At 39.3% G+C, this 19064-nt stretch carries 21 protein-coding genes; all 21 read left to right on the top strand.

What is annotated here, in order from left to right; translation table 11 throughout:
• Nucleotides 1–13: 13 nt before the first annotated feature.
• The 21 genes from flgK (at nucleotide 14) to ACWGOO_RS12030 (ending at nucleotide 18884) form a co-directional block, all read left to right on the top strand.
• Entirely contained in the window at nucleotides 14–1582 is a 1569-nt protein-coding gene (gene flgK, locus ACWGOO_RS12130; protein ID WP_452483679.1) for a flagellar hook-associated protein FlgK, read from the top strand.
• Between the two features lie 64 nt (nucleotides 1583–1646).
• The gene (flgL, locus tag ACWGOO_RS12125) at nucleotides 1647–2567 is read left to right on the top strand and encodes a flagellar hook-associated protein FlgL (RefSeq protein ID WP_452483677.1); all 921 of its coding nucleotides are present in this window, start codon (nucleotides 1647–1649) and stop codon (nucleotides 2565–2567) included.
• A 17-nt stretch (nucleotides 2568–2584) separates the two neighbouring features.
• Nucleotides 2585–3154 carry a DUF6470 family protein gene (locus tag ACWGOO_RS12120; RefSeq protein WP_452483675.1) on the top strand — a complete coding sequence of 190 codons (570 nt, stop codon included), beginning with the start codon at nucleotides 2585–2587 and terminating at the stop codon, nucleotides 3152–3154.
• A gap of 95 nt (nucleotides 3155–3249) precedes the next feature.
• Nucleotides 3250–3702: a flagellar assembly protein FliW gene (gene fliW / locus ACWGOO_RS12115; protein ID WP_452483673.1), complete on the top strand. Its 453-nt coding sequence runs from the start codon at nucleotides 3250–3252 to the stop codon at nucleotides 3700–3702.
• Between the two features lie 2 nt (nucleotides 3703–3704).
• A complete protein-coding gene (csrA, locus tag ACWGOO_RS12110) occupies nucleotides 3705–3944 on the top strand; it encodes a carbon storage regulator CsrA (protein WP_029514583.1) in 240 nt (79 codons plus the stop codon).
• 151 nt (nucleotides 3945–4095) lie between these two features.
• Entirely contained in the window at nucleotides 4096–4911 is an 816-nt protein-coding gene (locus ACWGOO_RS12105) for a flagellin N-terminal helical domain-containing protein (RefSeq protein ID WP_452483671.1), read from the top strand.
• A 450-nt stretch (nucleotides 4912–5361) separates the two neighbouring features.
• Nucleotides 5362–5613 (top strand): hypothetical protein, encoded by a 252-nt coding sequence (locus ACWGOO_RS12100; protein WP_452483670.1) that lies wholly within the window; start codon nucleotides 5362–5364, stop codon nucleotides 5611–5613.
• Nucleotides 5614–5618: 5 nt separating this feature from the next.
• Nucleotides 5619–5765 (top strand): group II intron maturase-specific domain-containing protein, encoded by a 147-nt coding sequence (locus ACWGOO_RS12095; RefSeq protein WP_452483668.1) that lies wholly within the window; start codon nucleotides 5619–5621, stop codon nucleotides 5763–5765.
• A gap of 445 nt (nucleotides 5766–6210) precedes the next feature.
• Complete coding sequence (locus ACWGOO_RS12090) at nucleotides 6211–8088, top strand: glycosyltransferase (protein WP_452483666.1); 1878 nt, start codon at nucleotides 6211–6213, stop codon at nucleotides 8086–8088.
• A 346-nt stretch (nucleotides 8089–8434) separates the two neighbouring features.
• Nucleotides 8435–9226, top strand: coding sequence for a glucose-1-phosphate cytidylyltransferase (rfbF, locus tag ACWGOO_RS12085; RefSeq protein ID WP_452483664.1), 792 nt, complete (start codon nucleotides 8435–8437; stop codon nucleotides 9224–9226).
• 25 nt (nucleotides 9227–9251) lie between these two features.
• Complete coding sequence (locus ACWGOO_RS12080) at nucleotides 9252–9947, top strand: hypothetical protein (protein WP_452483662.1); 696 nt, start codon at nucleotides 9252–9254, stop codon at nucleotides 9945–9947.
• Between the two features lie 2 nt (nucleotides 9948–9949).
• Nucleotides 9950–10846, top strand: coding sequence for an NAD-dependent epimerase/dehydratase family protein (locus ACWGOO_RS12075; RefSeq protein ID WP_452483660.1), 897 nt, complete (start codon nucleotides 9950–9952; stop codon nucleotides 10844–10846).
• Nucleotides 10847–11055: 209 nt separating this feature from the next.
• Nucleotides 11056–11934 (top strand): class I SAM-dependent methyltransferase, encoded by an 879-nt coding sequence (locus tag ACWGOO_RS12070; protein WP_452483658.1) that lies wholly within the window; start codon nucleotides 11056–11058, stop codon nucleotides 11932–11934.
• Nucleotides 11935–11978: 44 nt separating this feature from the next.
• Nucleotides 11979–12545, top strand: a complete 567-nt coding sequence (gene rfbC, locus ACWGOO_RS12065; protein WP_452483656.1) for a dTDP-4-dehydrorhamnose 3,5-epimerase — start codon at nucleotides 11979–11981, stop codon at nucleotides 12543–12545.
• A 1-nt stretch (nucleotide 12546) separates the two neighbouring features.
• The gene (locus tag ACWGOO_RS12060; protein ID WP_452483654.1) at nucleotides 12547–14376 is read left to right on the top strand and encodes a glycosyltransferase family 2 protein; all 1830 of its coding nucleotides are present in this window, start codon (nucleotides 12547–12549) and stop codon (nucleotides 14374–14376) included.
• Between the two features lie 9 nt (nucleotides 14377–14385).
• Nucleotides 14386–15477, top strand: coding sequence for a CDP-glucose 4,6-dehydratase (gene rfbG, locus ACWGOO_RS12055; RefSeq protein ID WP_452483653.1), 1092 nt, complete (start codon nucleotides 14386–14388; stop codon nucleotides 15475–15477).
• Nucleotides 15478–15703: 226 nt separating this feature from the next.
• On the top strand, nucleotides 15704–16072 hold the full coding sequence (locus tag ACWGOO_RS12050) for a flagellar protein FlaG (protein ID WP_452483651.1): 369 nt from the start codon (nucleotides 15704–15706) through the stop codon (nucleotides 16070–16072).
• A gap of 12 nt (nucleotides 16073–16084) precedes the next feature.
• A complete protein-coding gene (fliD, locus tag ACWGOO_RS12045) occupies nucleotides 16085–17584 on the top strand; it encodes a flagellar filament capping protein FliD (protein ID WP_452483649.1) in 1500 nt (499 codons plus the stop codon).
• 21 nt (nucleotides 17585–17605) lie between these two features.
• Nucleotides 17606–17998 carry a flagellar export chaperone FliS gene (gene fliS, locus ACWGOO_RS12040; protein ID WP_452483647.1) on the top strand — a complete coding sequence of 131 codons (393 nt, stop codon included), beginning with the start codon at nucleotides 17606–17608 and terminating at the stop codon, nucleotides 17996–17998.
• 3 nt (nucleotides 17999–18001) lie between these two features.
• Entirely contained in the window at nucleotides 18002–18340 is a 339-nt protein-coding gene (locus ACWGOO_RS12035; protein WP_452483645.1) for a hypothetical protein, read from the top strand.
• A 346-nt stretch (nucleotides 18341–18686) separates the two neighbouring features.
• Entirely contained in the window at nucleotides 18687–18884 is a 198-nt protein-coding gene (locus ACWGOO_RS12030; RefSeq protein WP_013373372.1) for a cold shock domain-containing protein, read from the top strand.
• The last annotated feature ends 180 nt before the right edge of the window (nucleotides 18885–19064 follow it).

The following is a 19064-nucleotide window of genomic DNA, read 5'->3' as shown; positions in this document are numbered from 1 at the left end:
GGGGGAAAATAGAGTGGTATCTACATTTCATTCCATAGAAACAGCGAAAAGGAGCCTTTTCACACAAACGGCAGCCTTAAATACAACCGGTCATAATATTGCTAATGCCAACACAGAAGGCTATACACGACAAACGGTTAAAATGAGGGCTTCTATACCGATGGAGGCTTACGGTATTAACCGTTCCAACGTCCCTGGTCAATTGGGAACAGGTGTCGAATTTGATGCTATTGAACGTATACGTGAGAAGTTTTTGGACAGCCAGTATCGTGGAGAAAATACAGAGTTAGGCAGTTGGACCATCCGAAGCAATACGCTTGATAAATTACAACAGATTGTTAATGAGCCATCAGATACGGGTATCCGAAAAGTTTTGGATAACTTTTATAAATCCTGGTCTGATTTGAGCAAAGACCCGGAAAGTGTATCCGCACGTACTATCGTTAAAGAAAATGCACTTGCTTTGACCGATGCAATGAATCATATGAGTAAGCAACTAAGTAATTTATCTGCGGATTTAACCTTAAATGTGGAAGCTAAGTCTAGTGAGCTGCAAAGCTATGTAAACTCCGTAGCGGACCTAAACCAATCAATTACTAAAATTGAAGGCCTGGGGGATAACGCCAACGACCTTCGGGACCAACGTGATTTGATCGTTGATAAAATTTCGAAAATCGTGAATGTGACGGTGACTGATACAGATCAGGGCTACAATGTAAATATGGGAGGCCAAGCTTTAGTTGCTGGGTTTACGCCCACTACTGGAATTAACGGTGCATTTTTGCAAGCGGCTTTTGCCTCCAACGATTTGCAAGGTGGAGAAGTGCATGGCATGATCATTTCCAGAGATCGGTTTGTAGCAGATTATACCGCTCAGCTGAATAATCTGGCGAATACATTAGCCAATGGGGACGTTTCTGTCACACTCCCTAAAGGCTCAGTGCTACCAGAGGGAACGGTACTAAACGGAGTAACTTATACAGGTACCAATCGAACGCTTCAATCGGATTTGACAGTTACCGTTAAAGGGCTTAATGGCTTGCATCAGCTTGGCTACACTCAGGAGAGCAAGGATGCTAATGGTAATATGGCTGCAGGAAAACCTTTTTTTGTGGCATCCGGAACTGGCGGAACGATTACAGCAGGAAACATTACGTTGAATACCGCCATAGCGGATAATCCTAACGCTATTGCAGCATCCCTTCGCGTAAAAGGTACTGCTCCTACCGAGGAATTGGTTAAAGGTAATAATACCTTGGCTTCCCTGATGTCCAATCTGAAATTAAATAATTTCACTTCTGTTTCTACAGGGAATACCGCTACTATTGATAGCTTTTTCAGTTCTATGGTTGGTCAGTTGGGTATAGAGGCTCAAGAGGCATCAAGACAGACGCAAAACTCTACAGCTCTCGTATCTCAGGTAGAAACTATGCGCCAGTCTGTGAGCGGTGTTTCACTGGATGAAGAAATGTCTAATATGATCAAGTTTCAGCATGCCTACAGCGCCGCTGCTCGGTTTATGACCACATTCGATCAATTATTGGATAAATTAATTAATTCCACAGGTGTAGTGGGAAGATAAGAAGGCCATTAAATATCTTGTGCTTTTATATAAAGTGAATATTTAATTACGGGGGGATATAATTATGCGAGTGACTAACAATATGCTAAGCTCACAGCTTTTACTGAATTTAAATCGAAATTCTGAGCGTATGAATAATACGCAGAATCAGCTGGCGACCGGGCGTAAGCTGAACAAGCCCTCTGATGATCCTGTAGGTATTACGTACTCCTTGAGGTACCGGTCTGAATTGTCTTCAAATGAACAATACCAACGGAATGTAGACAGCGCGGTGTCGTGGCTTGATTTCAATGATACGGTGATGGATCAGGCGGGCCAAATTATGCAGAGAGTACGTGAACTAACGGTGCAGGCTTCCACGGGAACCAACCCACAGTCTGCTTTGGATAGCATTAACAAGGAAATTGGTCAGCTTAAGGAACAGATGATTGATGTTGTGAACAGCCAATTAAACGGTAAATATATATTTAATGGTCAAACCTATGACAAGAAACCGTACGATCTTCCTTTGAATGCTGATAATACGCATGATACGTCTGGAGCAGCATCAATTGTTACCGATACAGGGAATGTAAATTTTATCGTGGGTGAAAATGTTGCTTTGCCTATTAATGCTACCGGTAATGAAATCGTAGGAACAAGTACGGATGTCGATAATTTATTTACTATTTTTAATCAGCTATCTGCAGCCTTGGCAAGTGGCGATATTAAAGTGAGTGGGGATCAATTAGCTAATATTGATTCACGTGTGGATAAAATGCTGACGGTCCGGTCGGAAATGGGGGCTAAATCCAATCGGGTGGAGCTAATGCAAAGCCGTTTAAGCGATCTGAAAGTGAACCTAACGGATTTGCAGTCTAAAACGGAAGATGCGGATTACTCCGAGCTTTTAATGAATTCCAAAATTCAAGAGAATATATATAATGCTTCCTTGTCAGCGGGAGCGAAAATAGTATCTCCATCATTAATGGATTTCTTAAGATAGGCTAAGGAGGGGGATGGATGGCTATCATTCCGACGCTTCAGATCCGGCAAACTCCGGCTATCCTGCATATTGACGCAGACCCCGGGCAATATTCGATTCGACAGCCTTCAGCTGATGTGGAATTAACGACACGACGTGCTCAACTGGAAATTCACCAGTACAAGCCACAGCTTACAATAGATCAAAGTGCCGCCTATTCTGCATATAACGGAGGCAACTATCCGGAGATGAATAATCGAATTTATTCAGGGTTGCCGCAAATTTTTTTACAAGCCATTGCCCATAAGGTGGAGCAAGGCAACCGGATGGCGGCGATTCACATTCCAGGGAATACTATAGCCAATGTCTTTGGAACGGATACAGAAACTCATGTTCTTCCTGAATTCAGGGGGGCTGCATCCATGGATAATGTGGATATTCATGTCGAAACGCATGCACCTGATATTACATATACACCTGCAGTATCGGAAATGCATGTGACCGTTAATCGTCCCGAGATTGAGTATACTCCAGGGAAACTGGAGATTTATATGCAGCAGTATCCATCTGTTGCCTATATTCCGCCTGAAATTGATGTTACGATGTGAAATAAGTTAAGGTTATAGAGGATTTGTTCAAGCCGTCTATAGCCTTTTTTTTATAATAAAATGTATATATCTGATTAAATATTGGGGGAATATCTGTGATTATCTCCACATCTATTTGGGGTGACATCGAAGTTGATGAAAAAGAAATATATCGTTTTGAAAAAGGAATTCCTGGGTTTGAAGAGACGACCGAATTTGTGTTGCTTGATCAAGACGAGGCACCCTTGTACTATCTCCAGTCCGTACAGCAGAAAGAACTCACTTTTGTCTTAGTGGACCCTTTTATTTTTTATCCTGAATATGAATTTGAGCTCCCTCATAGTGAAACGGAAGAACTGGAGATTGAATCTAATTTAGTCGTTCGCAGCATACTAACGTTACATGAGCAGATTGAGAACTCAACGATCAATCTATTGGCACCACTGGTGTTCAACCCTGATAATAGACAGGCCAAGCAAGTTGTTTTACATCAGTCGCCGTATCAGACCAAGCATTCACTGCAGCCCATGAAGGAAGACGCAACCATCCGTTCAAAGGAAGGTGAATAATCATGCTGGTACTTTCGCGTAAGAAAGGCGAGTCCATTATCATTCAGGATCACATTGAGGTCACGGTGCTCGGAGTAGAGGGTGACACAGTCCGTATAGGGATTTCAGCGCCCAAACAGATGGACATCTTTCGCAAGGAGATCTATTTATCCATTCAAGAATCCAACCGTGAATCTGCTGCCCATACGCAGTCAAATTTGGATGCTTTGCGCAAGATGATAAATAAAAATAACGAAAAATAAAAAAAATCCTAAAATGCTATTAAAAGATCGACAAGAATGTCGATATATATAGTACAAGCTATTGCGGAGGGGCGGCCGACTTCAACGGATAGCTGTAACAACAATAAACCACATGGATGTGGGACATTTACTTTCAGGGAGGAAATTTAAAATGATTATCAATCACAATATCGCTGCAATGAACACTGCTCGTCAATTGAATGCAAACACTGCTAACACAAACAAAGCCATTGAAAAACTGTCTTCCGGTCTTCGTATTAACCGTGCTGGCGACGATGCTGCTGGTTTGGCAATTTCCGAAAAAATGCGTAATCAAATCCGCGGTTTGGATATGGCTACCAAAAACGCTCAAGATGGTATCTCCTTGATCCAAACAGCTGAGGGTGCAATGAACGAAACACACAGCATTCTGCAACGTGTTCGTGAATTGGCTGTACAATCTGCGAATGATACGAATACTAATGCTGACCGTGCTGAGCTTCAAAAAGAAGTAGTTGAATTGAGAAAAGAAGTAACTCGTATTTCTACAGATACTGAGTTCAATACTAAGAAATTGCTGGATGGTGCTGGAGTCAGTAACGCAGTGTTCCACATTGGTGCTAACCAAGGCCAAGCAATTACATTGTCAATTAGTAACATGGGTGCTACATCATTAGCAATTAGTACAGTTGATATTTCTACTCAAACAGGTGCGAATGCTGCAATTGCGTCTTTGGATACAGCTATTTCCTCAGTATCTTCCGAGCGTTCTAAACTGGGTGCTTACCAAAACCGTTTGGAGCATACAATTAATAACTTGGGAACGACTTCCGAGAACTTGTCTGCTGCTGAATCCCGTGTTCGTGACGTAGACATGGCAAAAGAAATGATGAACCAAACAAAGAACAACATCCTTGCTCAAGCTTCCCAAGCAATGTTGGCTCAAGCTAACCAACAACCGCAAGCTGTACTTCAATTGCTTCGCTAAGATTAATATATTCCTTAAAGTATTAAAAGCCCTCGTCTAAATAGACGAGGGCTTTTTCTTTGTACGCCTCTAGGGTGAAAGTCCTGAACGAGGGCTGGCGAGCGCCTACCATTAGCCAAGAGCAAGGGTGTCCGCCGTGAGGCGGAATCTGAAGGAAGCTGGCGGCAAAATTCCGACCTGAGGAACAGGAACCGCATCAGGCATCCAAAGTGGGATAAGCCTGCAAAGCAAGGCGAAATCCAATAAACTGTCCAGACACTAGGATGTAAATGAGGCGGGTACATGGGATGAAAGTTGCGCGTCTTAACGTGGGAGGTCTCATGGACGTGAAGAGATGGACTTCAAATCGCGGTTGAAACCAGATTCATCATGAGAAGTCAGCAGACGCCATAGTACCTTGGTTTAAGAAAAAAACTGAGGGAAGGGCTGAACCTAAAGAGGTGTAGGTCCATGAAAGTTACCAAAACAGGAGCAAAGGGCAGCCAACTTCCAAAGGAAGGCTTCACGCAGAAAGATAGTGCGGAACACAAAGGATATGCGGGAGTGCACATAAAGATTCTACCGTACATCGAAAAGAAGCTGTTCTTGAAAGTGAATCAAGAGAAAACAGTGGTGGATGATGTGAAGAGGGTTTCATTCCTGGGCTTCGCCTTTTATCAGCAACAAGGGGAAACGAGAATTGAATCCCCGCCAAATCGGTAGCCAAGATGAGAACTCGAATAAAAAAACTCACGGCGAGAAGCAATTGGAATGAGGAATGGGCAAGCAGGCTTCGAAGATACATCAAGGGATGGATAAACTACTTCAAGATCACGGATATGAAGAAGCTGCTGCAAAGACGGATGAGTGGATGAGAAGGCGAATACGCATGATTTACTGGAAACAGTGGAAACGAGTGAGGAGAAGGTATGCGATGTTGCAAAGACTTGGAATCCGAGCCCAACAAGCATGGGAATATGCCAACACAAGAAAAGGCTACTGGAGAATATCCAATAGCCCCATCCTCTCGAAATCCCTCAGAAACAGTAACCTTAAAGACCACGGATGCTTATCCTTTTGGGATTATTACTGACAAGTCAAAACGTAAACTTAGGAACCGCCGTATACCGAACGGTACGTACGGTGGTGTGGGAGGTCGGCTACTCGACTAATGGGTAGCCTCCTACCCGATTTGCCAAATTCCTTATAATTCCTTTTAATTCCTTATAATTCTTCCTTTTAACACTAACTACTCTCTAATATATAACCGATATAAAGAGTAATAGAATTTATTTAGTGGTGAAAGGAAAACCTAAACTTATGGCTAAAACGATAGCATTATGTATGATAGTGAAAAATGAAGAACAATTCTTAAGACGATGCTTGGACAGTGTCAAGAACAAAGTAAACCAAATTATTATCGTAGATACGGGCTCAACTGATAATACTTTAAGTATTGCTAAAGAATATACTAATGATGTGTACAGTTTCAAATGGATTGATGACTTTTCAGCTGCCAGAAATGAATCTATTAAATATGCTACCACTGATTATATTTTGGTAATGGATGCGGATGAGTATTTGGAAGATGATTCGAACCTGCAAGATGATATCTCTACAGAAAAGGATTGGTATTTTTTAAAAATTCATAATATTTTATCACAGGGACGAAAAATAACTCATATTGCTGTACGGCTTTTTGCTAATAATAAAGGGTTATTTTTTCAAAATCGTCTCCACGAGCATTTAAATATATTAGTTGAGGATAAAGTTTTTACAAATGACTTTGGTAGTTCAGCATTGCAACATACGGGTTATACCGATGATATGATGGAAGATCGAGACAAGAAGAAAAGAAATCTTCCCCTTATGTTGCGGGAAGTGCAGGAAAACCCGAATGCTTATAATTTATTTAACATGGGTAGAACTTACAAATGGGTCGAAGAGTATGAAAAGGCTATTCATTACTTTCAAAGTGCATATCCTTTGAGTAAAAATCTAACTATTATGCCTGATCTTTTGATGAATTTAAGTAATTGTTTAGTTAGTTTAAAGCGTGAACATGAAGCTCTAAAGATAATTAATGATGCAGCTATTTTGTTTCCAAATGAAACTGATTTACGGCATACTCAAGCTCTTCTTTTTTTGGAGCTCGGCTATTTCAGAGATGCCATCAAAACTTTTGAAACTTGTCTTAGTCTCGGAGATCAAGGAATAACCATTACTGAAGGTAATGGTGGTTATATGTCACATTTTAGGCTAGCTGAGGTATATGAGAAGAGCTACCGTATATCAGAAAGTTACGAACATATTATAGATGCTGTACGTGATAGTAAAAGCTTTGCCGTAGGAATATCAAAGTACTTTCAAATTGTTACAATGGCCAACATTCCACTTGAGGATGTCTACCAAAATTTTAGTCAGATATATAAAATGTCAAAAGTCGAAGAACTTCAACTTTTAATTGAAATACTTTATATTATGAGACATCCTATCTTAAACAGGTATTTAAATGAATATGAAATTAAGGTTGAAGCAAAAATAAGCGCAGTGGCTACCCAATACGATAAACAATATGAAAAAGCAAAATTATTGTGGATTAAAATGGTAGAAATTACTGATGAAAATGGCGAAGATATCTTGTTACTTGCGTTTATTTTGAAAGACTTAGAGCTATTTGAATTATCACTCTCTTATCTAAACTTAAGCATGAGAGAGACAAAAATGCTCCGAACTATAATTCTAAATGAAGAATTAAAAAAATTGAAATTTTCGAGTCGTATAGAGAATATTTTGGTGAAGATAATTGAGCATTTACTTGTATTAAAAGAATATGAAGTTTTTCAGTGTGTTCTCAATTATGCCGAGCTAGGTTCTATAAATTTTAACTGTAGCGTAATAGAGAAGATAATTAAATACGGTTTTTATGAAGTGGCTATTGACCTACTAATTAAAATATTCAAAACTAACGCTAATAATATAAAGGTAATACAATTGCTGGGGGATATGTGTTATAAGTTGAACTATTTAGAGGATGCACAGCTTTTTTATAGTAAACTATTGGAGCTTTGCCCTGAGTATAGTTCATATGAAAGGTGCTATAGGCTATTTGAGAAATTGGACGATAAAGAAAATCAGTACATTATAAAGGAGAGTATAAAAGAGAGTTTTCCTCTCTGTTTGTGGGTTTTAGAATGAGCTTTAAGAGATTCACTTTTCATGCGACAACGTATTGTAATATGAAGTTCGACACCTTCTGGGAATGAATAACTTCCTAACAGATCTACATGGAACGTCGTACATCTTATGTACCTCTGGGGAAGAGGAACGAAGGAGTTTGCCGCAGACATCGATGAAAAGCTTCATCAAACCTGCTTTCAAATTACGTATAATATGATTTCCTACAAGCGCTTTCTGTACTGGTATCGAAAGTTATTGAGAAGTTTAATATATGGTTGGAATGTTCCCTGGAAGGTAAAATTGAGCAAGCTGATGTTTAGCTTGGCGGGATCATAAGTTGATACTAAACGAGGATGTGAGAAAGATGAAAGTTGTTATTTTAGCTGGGGGCAGGGGAACGCGAATTAGTGAAGAATCGCATTTAAGGCCTAAACCTATGATTGAAATCGGTGATGCACCAATACTGTGGCATATTATGAAAACCTATTCTTACTATGGTTATCATGAGTTTATCATCTGCTTGGGCTACAAAGGTTATATTATTAAAGAGTATTTTGCTAATTATTATCGACACATGTCAGAAGCAATTACCTACGACTTCGCCTCTGGCTCTGGCAACACTGTAGAAGTCCATCAAAATTCAGTGGAGCCATGGAAAGTCACTTTGGTCGAGACTGGACTAAATACAATGACTGGAAGCCGCATAAAGAGAATTGAGCCTTATGTAGGGAACAATCCATTTATGCTCACTTATGGTGATGGTTTAGCGGATATCAATATTGGGAAACTGGTGAAGTGTCACAAAGAAAGTGGCAAATTGGCTACGATTACCGGCGTACAACCAGATGGGAGATTTGGTCGACTTGAATTAGAGGGTGAATCCGTTACAGGGTTTGCTGAAAAAGTAAAAGGGGATGGGGGATGGATTAATGGTGGATTTATGGTTTGCCAGCCTGAAGTTTTCAATTATATTCAAGACACAGAGAAGACAATTTTGGAGCAGGAACCATTGCAGAACTTGGCACTTGATGGAGAACTGAATGTGTACAGACACCACAGCTTCTGGCAGCCTATGGATACGATACGTGAAAGGATTATTCTTGATGAGCTTTGGGAAGAGCAGAAGGCTCCCTGGAAAGTATGGTCAGATTTATAAAACATGTTCTATGGAGAGGAGCAGTATGTTTAAATTAACTTTAACGACGGATGATCTGCAGAATTATGTTCTTCATCAGTTGAATAATTTTTATCCTGACAATGACTTATTGTGTAAAGATATATTATTCAAACATTCGTTTAGTCATGCGCTTGAACGTACTGAGTATTGTTTTCAGCATGTAGCCTTACAAGCGTATCATCATAAAGGGACTACATTTTTCTCTCATCTGCATTCAGATCAATACACGTTATTTTTATGGTTTTTGTCTAACTCGGTATGGAAGAGATTTGAAGATACTGAGCTGTCATCCAAGCTATTTTTTTTAAATAAGGCTTTAAATGGGGTAGTATGCATGTACGATGCAAATATGCCTAACATTTTTCTCATTCTACACGGTGGTGTTGTATTGGGCAAAGCATCCTACAGTGATTTTTTTGTGTGTTATCAAGGATGTACTGTAGGTGCTATTAATGGAATCTATCCCAAGCTGGGAAAAGGAGTTATTTTAGCTCCTCAGTCATCGATTATCGGAAATTGCACTGTGGGGGACCTAGTTACAATTGGAAATCAGGCCTTGCTTAGAAATAGGAACCTGGACAGCAGGTCGCTGTATTATCGCGATATTGATACAGGGCAGCATGCTATTCAAAAGGCTAAAACACCTTGGGCCCAGTCGTTTTTCAATGTCTCAATCATACCGGATGGAGATGATCTCTAAAAGTGAAGACAGTCTTAATCAGCGGTGCAAGTGGTTATATAGGCCTTCACATAGCCCAGTTACTGAGATCCAATAATTATAAAGTTATCACAGCCACACGGGACTCGGATGGGGATATTATGATGGATTTCTCGGTCCCATCGAAGGTATCTCTCTTAAATTGCCCTGGTATTGATACGATGATACACACGGTTTCACCAAATGAAGATCTTTACAGACATGATCCTTATCGTGCCTTATCAGAAAATGCAGCTGGAATACATGCTGCAATCGATTTTTGTAAAAATAATAACATTCGTAATTTTATATATATCTCCAGTTTTCATGTTTTTGGAAAACAAGGTGGACTATTAAGGGAGGATTCTTACGTCACACCTAGTAATGACTACGGACTTGCGCATTATACAGCTGAACAAACAGCTAGAATGTTTGATCGTAACAAACAGATCAATGCCTGGATAATCCGTCCATCTAATCTTTTTGGAGTCCCGGCAAATATAGAAAGGTTCAAGAGATGGAGTTTGATACCTTTTCTATTTTGCAAGGAAGCAGTAGAGCAGCAGAGAATAACTCTTTTAACTTCAGGGAGCCAGCTTCGTAATTTTGTGGGCATTTCTGATGTGTGTAAAAAAATACAATGGATATTGGAGAAACGGCCGGTTAATCGTGTTTTACATGCTTATGGAAAAGAAACTATAAGCGTTTTGCATTACGCACACCTTGTCCAAAAAGTTGCGTTGGACAACTTCAATCTTCCTGTGCAGATCATTCGCCCAGAAGGAGAAGAACAGGTCGTTCAATTTCAGTTTACAAGTTTATATGATAATCCAGAACTTTTACCAATAGATAATATGAAGACGTTTGTGGATGAAATGCTTAAAGTTCTTCTTGCACGTTAATAGAAAGGAAATAGCCAAATATGATATGTTGCATTTGTGGGCAGACATGTACATTTGAAGAGAAATTTAGCCGAGCTCCTCACAGTTTGATGAGCGAGTACAACTCAGGCCAACTTCAACTATGTGATCTCGAGATTTATCATTGTACTTCATGTGGGCACACTCAAATTCCAGCATATATTAATGAAGAGTATTACGAGGATTACTCCATGGGGTCTTTTTGGGGTACGAGTTTTAAACGTGTGCGAGAAAAACAAATTGAGCGTTTAGCAATGCTTGCACCAACACATAAAAGATTCCTCGATATTGGTTGTGGTGTGGGACATTATCTTGATTTGGCACACAAGTATTTTCAAGAACTTTACGGTGTAGAGCCTTCAAAATCCAGTGTTGTGATTGCTCGTCAGAAAGGATTCTCGGTAATTCATGATTTTTTTCACGAAGGAATGAGTTTTAATTCAGGTTTTGATGTAATAACCATAATTGAAGTGTTGGAACACCTTGAAAAACCTTTGGATATGCTTACTAAAGCTGCGCAGCATTTAAACGAAAACGGTATTATTCTGGTAGAGGTTCCTAATGGACAGCGTATTGTTGAAAATAAATTATATTACAATCTTTGTACGGATCATATCCAATACTTTTCCGTAACCAGTCTATCTGCAATGGCTTGTCGAGCTGGTCTGAGCGTTATTTGTGTTCAAGAATCAACAGACCCTAACCTGCTTGAACTCTATATGAGGAAAACTCCAAAGTCCCCCGATAATTTTAGCACTAGGCGGCAAAAATCTCTTGATAAACTTGTTTCACAACTCTCACCGAATGCTAAGATCGCAGCGTGGGGAGCAGGAGCGGAATCAGCATGTTTTCTTGCCATGTTGGAGGAGAAGGTTCAAGTTCATTGCCTGTTTGATAGCGACGAGGCCAAGCATGGTCATTATCTCTCATGTATTCCTATAAAAAAACCGACACCTAACGAAGTTTGTTCATTCGATACTATTATTCTTTTTGCCAATGCACATAAGCTTCAAATACAAGAACAACTTATACAAATTAATTTCACTGGAAAGCTGTTAGCCTTTGAATAAAATGTTGCTAGAATAGCTCACGACAGATTATAAGGAGGATATTAATGATAATTTATCCTACACCGTTGAACAAGGCAGCGGTAATTGAGTTAGAACCTATTAGGGACAGCCGGGGTCATTTTGTTAGAAGTTTCTGCAAAAAAACGATGGATACTCATGGGATTCCATTTGAAATGACCCAATCTAACGTGGCATTTAACCTAAAATCGGGAACTCTTAGAGGTATGCACTTCCAATTGCCTCCTTATTGTGAAGATAAAATTGTTACTTGCTTTAATGGTGCAATCTATGATGTTATTATTGACCTCAATCGTGAAAGCTCTACGTTTGGGAAATGGTACGGTTTAATGCTATCTGATGAAAATTGCTTATCTTTGTATGTACCGAAAGGTTTTGCACATGGCTATCTAACTATAACAGATAATGCAAGCATCCATTATATGGTTAGTGAAAATTATACCCCCTCCCATGAGTCCGGGGTTCGTTGGAATGATCAGGCATTTGGGATAAAGTGGCCTGAGGTCGAGCATTTAATTATTTCAAAGAAGGATGAAAGTTGGGAAGAATTCGATATGATTACCGATGGAGTTTCGTTACAAAAGGGAGAGTAAGATGGATAATTATACAGCTGCGCAACTACTTCAGTCTTTGCAAGTTGGACATGAAGGAATCAGGCATTTGGAAAATTGTATTCAAAGTGGTGAATTAAATATCTCGGATCTTGCAATACTGGATGATCTGTCAGATTTACTGAGTGCGGTGGAGAGTTTCACTGCTACAGTATCTACACCTAACCGTGTGAAGGAAATTAACGCCAATATTATGTTTTATATCAATGAGCTTAAACAAAATGCAATCCATGAAAATGTGGAACTATTTTTGTATGATTTTCGCTTTCATTTTAGTTCATTGTATAGAATATTGCTGTTTGAGATTGCCTATATTGCAGAGAATGTGGTTAGCAAACGAGATTATCCGCGGTTCTATCCGGAAATAGGAGACGTGGATCATGGTGATATTTCTGCAAAAGGTGCGAATTCACTCTGTAAAGTCAGTATTGTTTTATTAGCATACAATAATCTCAGCTATACGCGAGATTGTGTGGAGAGTATCTTAATGAATACTGGTGATGTAGATTATGAGTTGATTCTAGTAGATAACGGATCTACAGATGGTACTAAGGAGTATTTTGATTCAATTCCAGGTGCGAAAGTTATTCATTTAAAATATAATATACACCTTGTTAAGGGGTTCAACATGGGGTTGATGGCAGCAGAAGGGAAATATTCTGCTGCAGTATGTAACGATTTTATTTTCACTCCAAATTGGTTGGAAAACTTAATTATTTGCATTGAATCAGATGATCAAATCGGTTTTGTCTCCCCAGGAGCGACCTCTATTTCTAATTTGCAACAGATTTCTATACCGTTTATATCTAAAGAGGATTTTCAAGAAAAATCCAAAGAGTACAATGTAAGCGATCCTTCTAAATGGGAAGAACGCGTGGTATTACTACCTAACGTTTTATGTTGTCCAACAGCACTTCTAAATAGGATCGGATATTATGATACTCGCTTTTTCCGCGGTGAATTTTTGGATGACGATATAAGTTTTAGAATTAGACGTGCCGGATACAAACTCATATATTGTGGAGATACAGTAACGCACCATTACGGTAGTCTGACCACGGTAACTGACCATCAGACCAACTCTCTTGAAGAAGGTCGGGAAACATTCAAAGGAAAATATGGACTTGACGCTTGGATGGACGCGCGTATGAGTTCGACATATCTGGATATAGAAACACCTCTTCTGTCTGAGGTAAATTCAATTCTAGGGATTGATGTAAAATGCGGAGCTACTTTATTGCAAATAAAAAATCGTATTTGGTCATTACATGGAAATAAACCAAAGTTATCTGTTTGTACAACAGAGCGAAAGTATGACGTGGATGTTTGTAGTATCGCAGAACAAGTATTTCCACTCGACAGTTTAAATCAGCTACCAGAAGTTCTGGAAAAAAAATTTGACTTAGTATACATTGAAAAACCACTGGATTGTTATTCGGATAATCTGGAAACTATCTTTAATGGCCTTTCTCACACAATGAATGCTAATGGTAAGTTGGTCTTCACAGTTAATAATATTATTAGTATTGAGTCATTATATGAAATTTTGAATTCGTCAAATTCAGTTCATAATCGTAAAATCTACATTCGAGATATGGTATGCGCACAGGCAAGAATTAATGGTTTTGAACTTTATTCAATTGTGAATTATGCCCCACAACGTAATCCTGAGAGTGACCAAATGGTTGAGAACATAGCTCAGTTTTTGGGTAATGAAAGGGAAAACGAAGTGAATTACCTGAAGTCCCTATTAAATAGTACGTATCAAATATATCAAATGAGCTATATTGGAAATAATTTATATGAAAGTTGAGAAGCTTGTATGGGGAAATCAGGTATTGTAAATCGTAACTTTTGGTTCGGAAAACGTATATTCCTTACTGGACATACAGGATTCAAAGGAAGTTGGCTTAGCCTTTGGCTTCATAGTATGGGTGCGCATATTACGGGTTATTCTGTGGATATTCCCTCAACCCCATCTTTGTTTAATTTGGGAAATGTAGGGGATTTTTTGGTTGAGTCTGTTATAGATGGTAATGTGACAGACTTTGAAAAACTTAAACAATCCATGCAGAAGGCGAATCCGGAGGTCATTATTCATATGGCAGCACAACCTCTGGTTAGAAAATCATATGAGAGTCCGGTCGAAACATACGCCACAAACGTAATGGGTACCGTTAATGTAATGGAGGCTGCGCGTTGTTGTCCTTCGATACGTGTTATATTAAATGTAACAACGGACAAATGTTATGAGAATCAGGAATGGCAGTGGGGATACCGGGAGATTGATACCCTGGGTGGATATGATCCATATTCTAGTAGCAAAGCTTGTTCAGAGCTGGTTACCTCAGCATATCGTCGATCCTTTTTTCAATCATCCGAGATAAGAGTGGCAACGGCAAGAGCCGGCAATGTGATCGGCGGAGGTGACTGGGCAGAAGATCGACTAATTCCTGATTTGGTTAAGTCATTGAGGAGTGGAAAGCAGATTCAAATACGAAATCCTGAGGCTATCCGCCCTTGGCAACATGTGCTTGAGCCATTATCGGGATATTTACTGCTTTGCCAAAACTTATACTTAGAAGGCGACGATTTTGCTCAAGCCTGGAATTTTGGGCCGCGAGACGGCGATGCTAAGTCAGTTGAATGGATAGTCGAACAGATGCTCAGCAGATGGCCTTATGAGCACCCTGGGTTTCAGGTAATAAGACAGAATCATATGCATGAAGCAAATATGCTCAAGCTGGACTGCTCCAAGGCGTTGAAAGAGCTTAATTGGGCTCCAAGGTGGCAGTTGGATAGAGCATTGGATGCTACTATTCAATGGGTTGTTGGTTATTTGCAAGGCAGAGATATAAAGGAACTGTGTGAGCAGCAGATTGCTGAATATGAAGCAGATTGTTTGGATAGATAAGAGTATTAGTTTTCATACGAAATAAAGGTGAAACCCTCAAGCGGACAGTGTTGAGGGTGTTACCTTTATTTTATATATGTTAGAAATGTAAGATTGCAATTTCAATGGCCCACATGTATAGAGGTCATCAATTTTAACCATTCTATTCAAACTCATGCATTGCGAACCGATAAATATAATAAATAATCCCATCGGAGGTTGTACGATGAACTTGTAGTTCTCTTTTTTGACGAATGCGGTGAGTGGCAGAACAGGCGGTATAAGCCAACATAACGACGCTATAGCCAATCAGGACAGCCAATTAATGCAAGCCGTAAGAAATGGATCAGAATTAAGTAGGCTTGAAAGGCAGGGACTCCCCATTCCTTTGGGAGATGAACAGCTTATTAAAGCGATAGATCGGGCCGTTAAGGCTCTTCAAGGTCCTACTACAACCTTGGAAATGAGTGTGCACGAAAAGACCCATCAGATCTTGGTTAAGGTTTTGAACAAAGATACAGGTGCACTGATTCGAGAAATCCCACCTGAAAAGACTTTGGATTTAGTTGCAAAGATGATGGGAATTACAGGAATTCTCATAGATGGAAAAATATAAGGGGGTATTACAATGCGTATAAACGGCTTCTCAGGAATGGATATAGATAGTATGGTCACATCAATGATGACTGCCAAAAGAGCACCGCTAAACAAGCTGAATCAGCAGAAACAGACATTGGAGTGGACGCGTGATAGCTATCGTGAATTAAACACTAAAATTGTACAATTTAGCCAAAAAATGAAGGATATGAACCAGTCAGTTGCTATGAACACTCAAAAATCAGCAGTAACTGGTAATTTAACGGCTATTAAAGCAGACGCGAATGCTGATGCTAACCCCACACCTATGTCTGTAGTCGTTAACAAGTTAGCAACAAAGTCCAATATGCAAACCTCTACAGGCTTACGTACTGCTGGAAGTAGTGCAGCAGATGCTACTAAAAATACAACATTGGAGCAAATTGCAGGTGGTAGTGCGTCAGATACTTATGAGTTAAATATAAATGACAAAACAATCACTTTTCTTAAAACCGATACAATATCTGCAGTGATTGGCCGTATCAATTCGGAAGGGGCGAACGTAACAGCGACCTTCGATGAAATCAGTGGCAAATTCTCTATTACAGCTAATGACTATGGGGATAGCAATAATATTAAATTAACAGGTGCGGATAAGCAGGTTAAGAGCAGTACACTTATGGATTTATTCCAAATTAGTTCTACAGACGTAAAGATGGCTGAAAAAGGAGAAGTTATAGTAACGAATACTGCGGATTCAAGTTCTAAAACTTATAATCCTGATAAGAGTACTCTCATTGTAAATGGAGTAAAGCTCACTCTGCTAGAGACTACGGGGGCCACGGGACCGGCTAAAATAACAACCCAATCCGATCCTACAAAAGCTGTGGAGACCATTAAATCTTTTGTAGATATTTATAATGACTTATTAAGTACATTTAATAAAAAAGTAAACGAACAAAAGTACCGCGGTTTTCCGCCATTGACAGCAGATCAGAGGAAAGAGATGAAGGAAGATGAAATTAAGCAGTGGGAAGAAAAGGCCAAAAGCGGCCTTCTCAAAAATGATTCCATTTTGAGTTCTGCTGTGTCTTCTATGCGAACGGTTATTTCCAGTAAATTAGGAGATCTGAGTTCGGTTGGTATTACTACAGGCCAATACTATGAGAATGGTAAACTGAAAATTGACGAAGAAAAACTGAAGGCCGCTTTGACGACCAATCCGGATAAGGTTTTGAATATATTCACTGGGTCTTCTGCTGATATAAATAGCAAGCCGGTCTATAGCGAACTAAGAAGTAAGCTTGATACTACGCTAGACATGTTAGTAAAAAAAGTAGGTACGTCAAAATTTGACTCCGATGCAAGTTTGACCTTAAAAGCTGATAGTATAATGGGAAAGCAACTTAAAAGCTTCAACAGCAGTATTACAGAATTGACCAAAAACCTTGCTGATACTGAAAACCGTTATTACAAGCAATTTTCGGCAATGGAAAAAGCTATGAGTAAGTACCAATCGCAGTCGTCCAATTTGGCAAACCTTTTAAAATAGTAAAGAAAAGGGTGATCCGTTTTGATTTCATCTCCTTATGAAAAATATAAACAATCTTCGGTGCAGACATCTACTCCGGTGCAGCTCATCATTATGTTATATGATGGTGCCATTCGCTTTGTAAAGGCCGGTCTTGAGGGAATATCATCAGATAATATTGCTAAAGCCAACATGAACCTGGGCAAGGCACAAACCATCATTAGTGAGCTAATGTCCACGTTAAATCATTCGTATGACATATCCAAAAATTTATACGCTTTATATGAGTATATGAACTATTTATTGATCCAAACCAATATTAAAAAGAAGATTGAGTCAGGTGAAGAAGTTTTGGGTTACCTGCAAGAGTTGCGTGAAACTTGGATTGCAGTGAACAAGCTGACAGCAGGTATGTCATTGTCTTCGGAACAGTGAGCTATGATTAATGAGGCTTTATCCCATTTGGAGGAACTAACCCAACAATTTATACTTCGATTGAATGAGACAAATTACGAGGAAGTTGATATTTTTGTCGAAGTTCGTCAAATGAAGGTAGATCAATTGCTGAGTGCCTTGGAGAATACTCCCATGACAGCGGAGCAAAAACAGAAATTAGAGTATATTCTAAGCCATGATGCAATAATTGATCAGTATATGCAATCGCTAAAGCTGGAAGCCCAAAATTGGCTTGTCCAGCGAAATAAGGCTAAATCGCAACGCAGTGTTTACGAATCTAACTACACGCCCGATAGCTTTCTAATGGATCGTAGGAAATAAGTTAAAAAGCTCTCTCCCAAGCACGCTTTGTGTGGGAGAGAGCTTTTTAAGATTTGTATAGTTCTATTGAATTTAAATGAAAGAAGAAGCGCACAAAAAAATCTATCAATTCCTCGTTTCAGGCACTAAGAAGTAGTTTAATATATAATTAGATAAGTGTTCTTTAGTTTAATTTCTATTAGACCTAGGAATAAAGTTATTGACTATTTATCCATTGTGTTATATATGGAATAACTATACATGAAAACATTATCAATTCCAATTGACAATGGATAACTTTGGGTGGTATAGTCGGAAATGTGGGCGAGAGCTTCACTTCATTTGATGACGAAGGGAATGTTAGTGCATGCAAGGTAAAGTAAAATGGTTTAACGCAGAAAAAGGTTATGGTTTCATTGAAACTGCTGATGGTGGCGACGTATTCGTTCATTTTTCCGCAATTCAAACAGAAGGCTTCAAAACACTTGAAGAAGGACAAGACGTGGAGTTCGACATTGTCGAAGGCGCACGTGGACCACAAGCCGCTAACGTAACCAAACTATAATCATCCCCGGCATAGCCGACCTACATAATTGATAAGATGGTTAGCAATGGATAACGCGCTAGCAACTGCCCTGGAATATATTCCAGGGCTTTTTTATGTTTTCTAGATGAGCAGGTGTACATAAAAACATAAAAAAGCTCCTTACACGATGGTAAGGAGCTAGGTGATACACAGCACGGT

The organism is Paenibacillus sp. NPDC055715 (genome assembly GCF_053617595.1).
The sequence above is the reverse complement of the archived record's forward strand: the minus strand, read 5'-3'. Positions and strand labels throughout refer to the sequence as shown.

Excerpts from the sequence above, each read along its gene's own strand:
- flgL (WP_452483677.1), top strand. The coding sequence starts at position 1,647 with ATGCGAGTGACTAACAATATGCTAAGCTCACAGCTTTTACTGAATTTA.
- ACWGOO_RS12120 (WP_452483675.1), top strand. The coding sequence starts at position 2,585 with ATGGCTATCATTCCGACGCTTCAGATCCGGCAAACTCCGGCTATCCTG.
- csrA (WP_029514583.1), top strand. The coding sequence starts at position 3,705 with ATGCTGGTACTTTCGCGTAAGAAAGGCGAGTCCATTATCATTCAGGAT.
- ACWGOO_RS12105 (WP_452483671.1), top strand. The coding sequence starts at position 4,096 with ATGATTATCAATCACAATATCGCTGCAATGAACACTGCTCGTCAATTG.
- ACWGOO_RS12100 (WP_452483670.1), top strand. The coding sequence starts at position 5,362 with ATGAAAGTTACCAAAACAGGAGCAAAGGGCAGCCAACTTCCAAAGGAA.
- ACWGOO_RS12095 (WP_452483668.1), top strand. The coding sequence starts at position 5,619 with ATGAGAACTCGAATAAAAAAACTCACGGCGAGAAGCAATTGGAATGAG.
- ACWGOO_RS12090 (WP_452483666.1), top strand. The coding sequence starts at position 6,211 with ATGGCTAAAACGATAGCATTATGTATGATAGTGAAAAATGAAGAACAA.
- rfbF (WP_452483664.1), top strand. The coding sequence starts at position 8,435 with ATGAAAGTTGTTATTTTAGCTGGGGGCAGGGGAACGCGAATTAGTGAA.
- ACWGOO_RS12080 (WP_452483662.1), top strand. The coding sequence starts at position 9,252 with ATGTTTAAATTAACTTTAACGACGGATGATCTGCAGAATTATGTTCTT.
- ACWGOO_RS12070 (WP_452483658.1), top strand. The coding sequence starts at position 11,056 with ATGGGGTCTTTTTGGGGTACGAGTTTTAAACGTGTGCGAGAAAAACAA.
- rfbC (WP_452483656.1), top strand. The coding sequence starts at position 11,979 with ATGATAATTTATCCTACACCGTTGAACAAGGCAGCGGTAATTGAGTTA.
- ACWGOO_RS12060 (WP_452483654.1), top strand. The coding sequence starts at position 12,547 with ATGGATAATTATACAGCTGCGCAACTACTTCAGTCTTTGCAAGTTGGA.
- rfbG (WP_452483653.1), top strand. The coding sequence starts at position 14,386 with ATGGGGAAATCAGGTATTGTAAATCGTAACTTTTGGTTCGGAAAACGT.
- fliD (WP_452483649.1), top strand. The coding sequence starts at position 16,085 with ATGCGTATAAACGGCTTCTCAGGAATGGATATAGATAGTATGGTCACA.
- ACWGOO_RS12035 (WP_452483645.1), top strand. The coding sequence starts at position 18,002 with ATGATTAATGAGGCTTTATCCCATTTGGAGGAACTAACCCAACAATTT.
- ACWGOO_RS12030 (WP_013373372.1), top strand. The coding sequence starts at position 18,687 with ATGCAAGGTAAAGTAAAATGGTTTAACGCAGAAAAAGGTTATGGTTTC.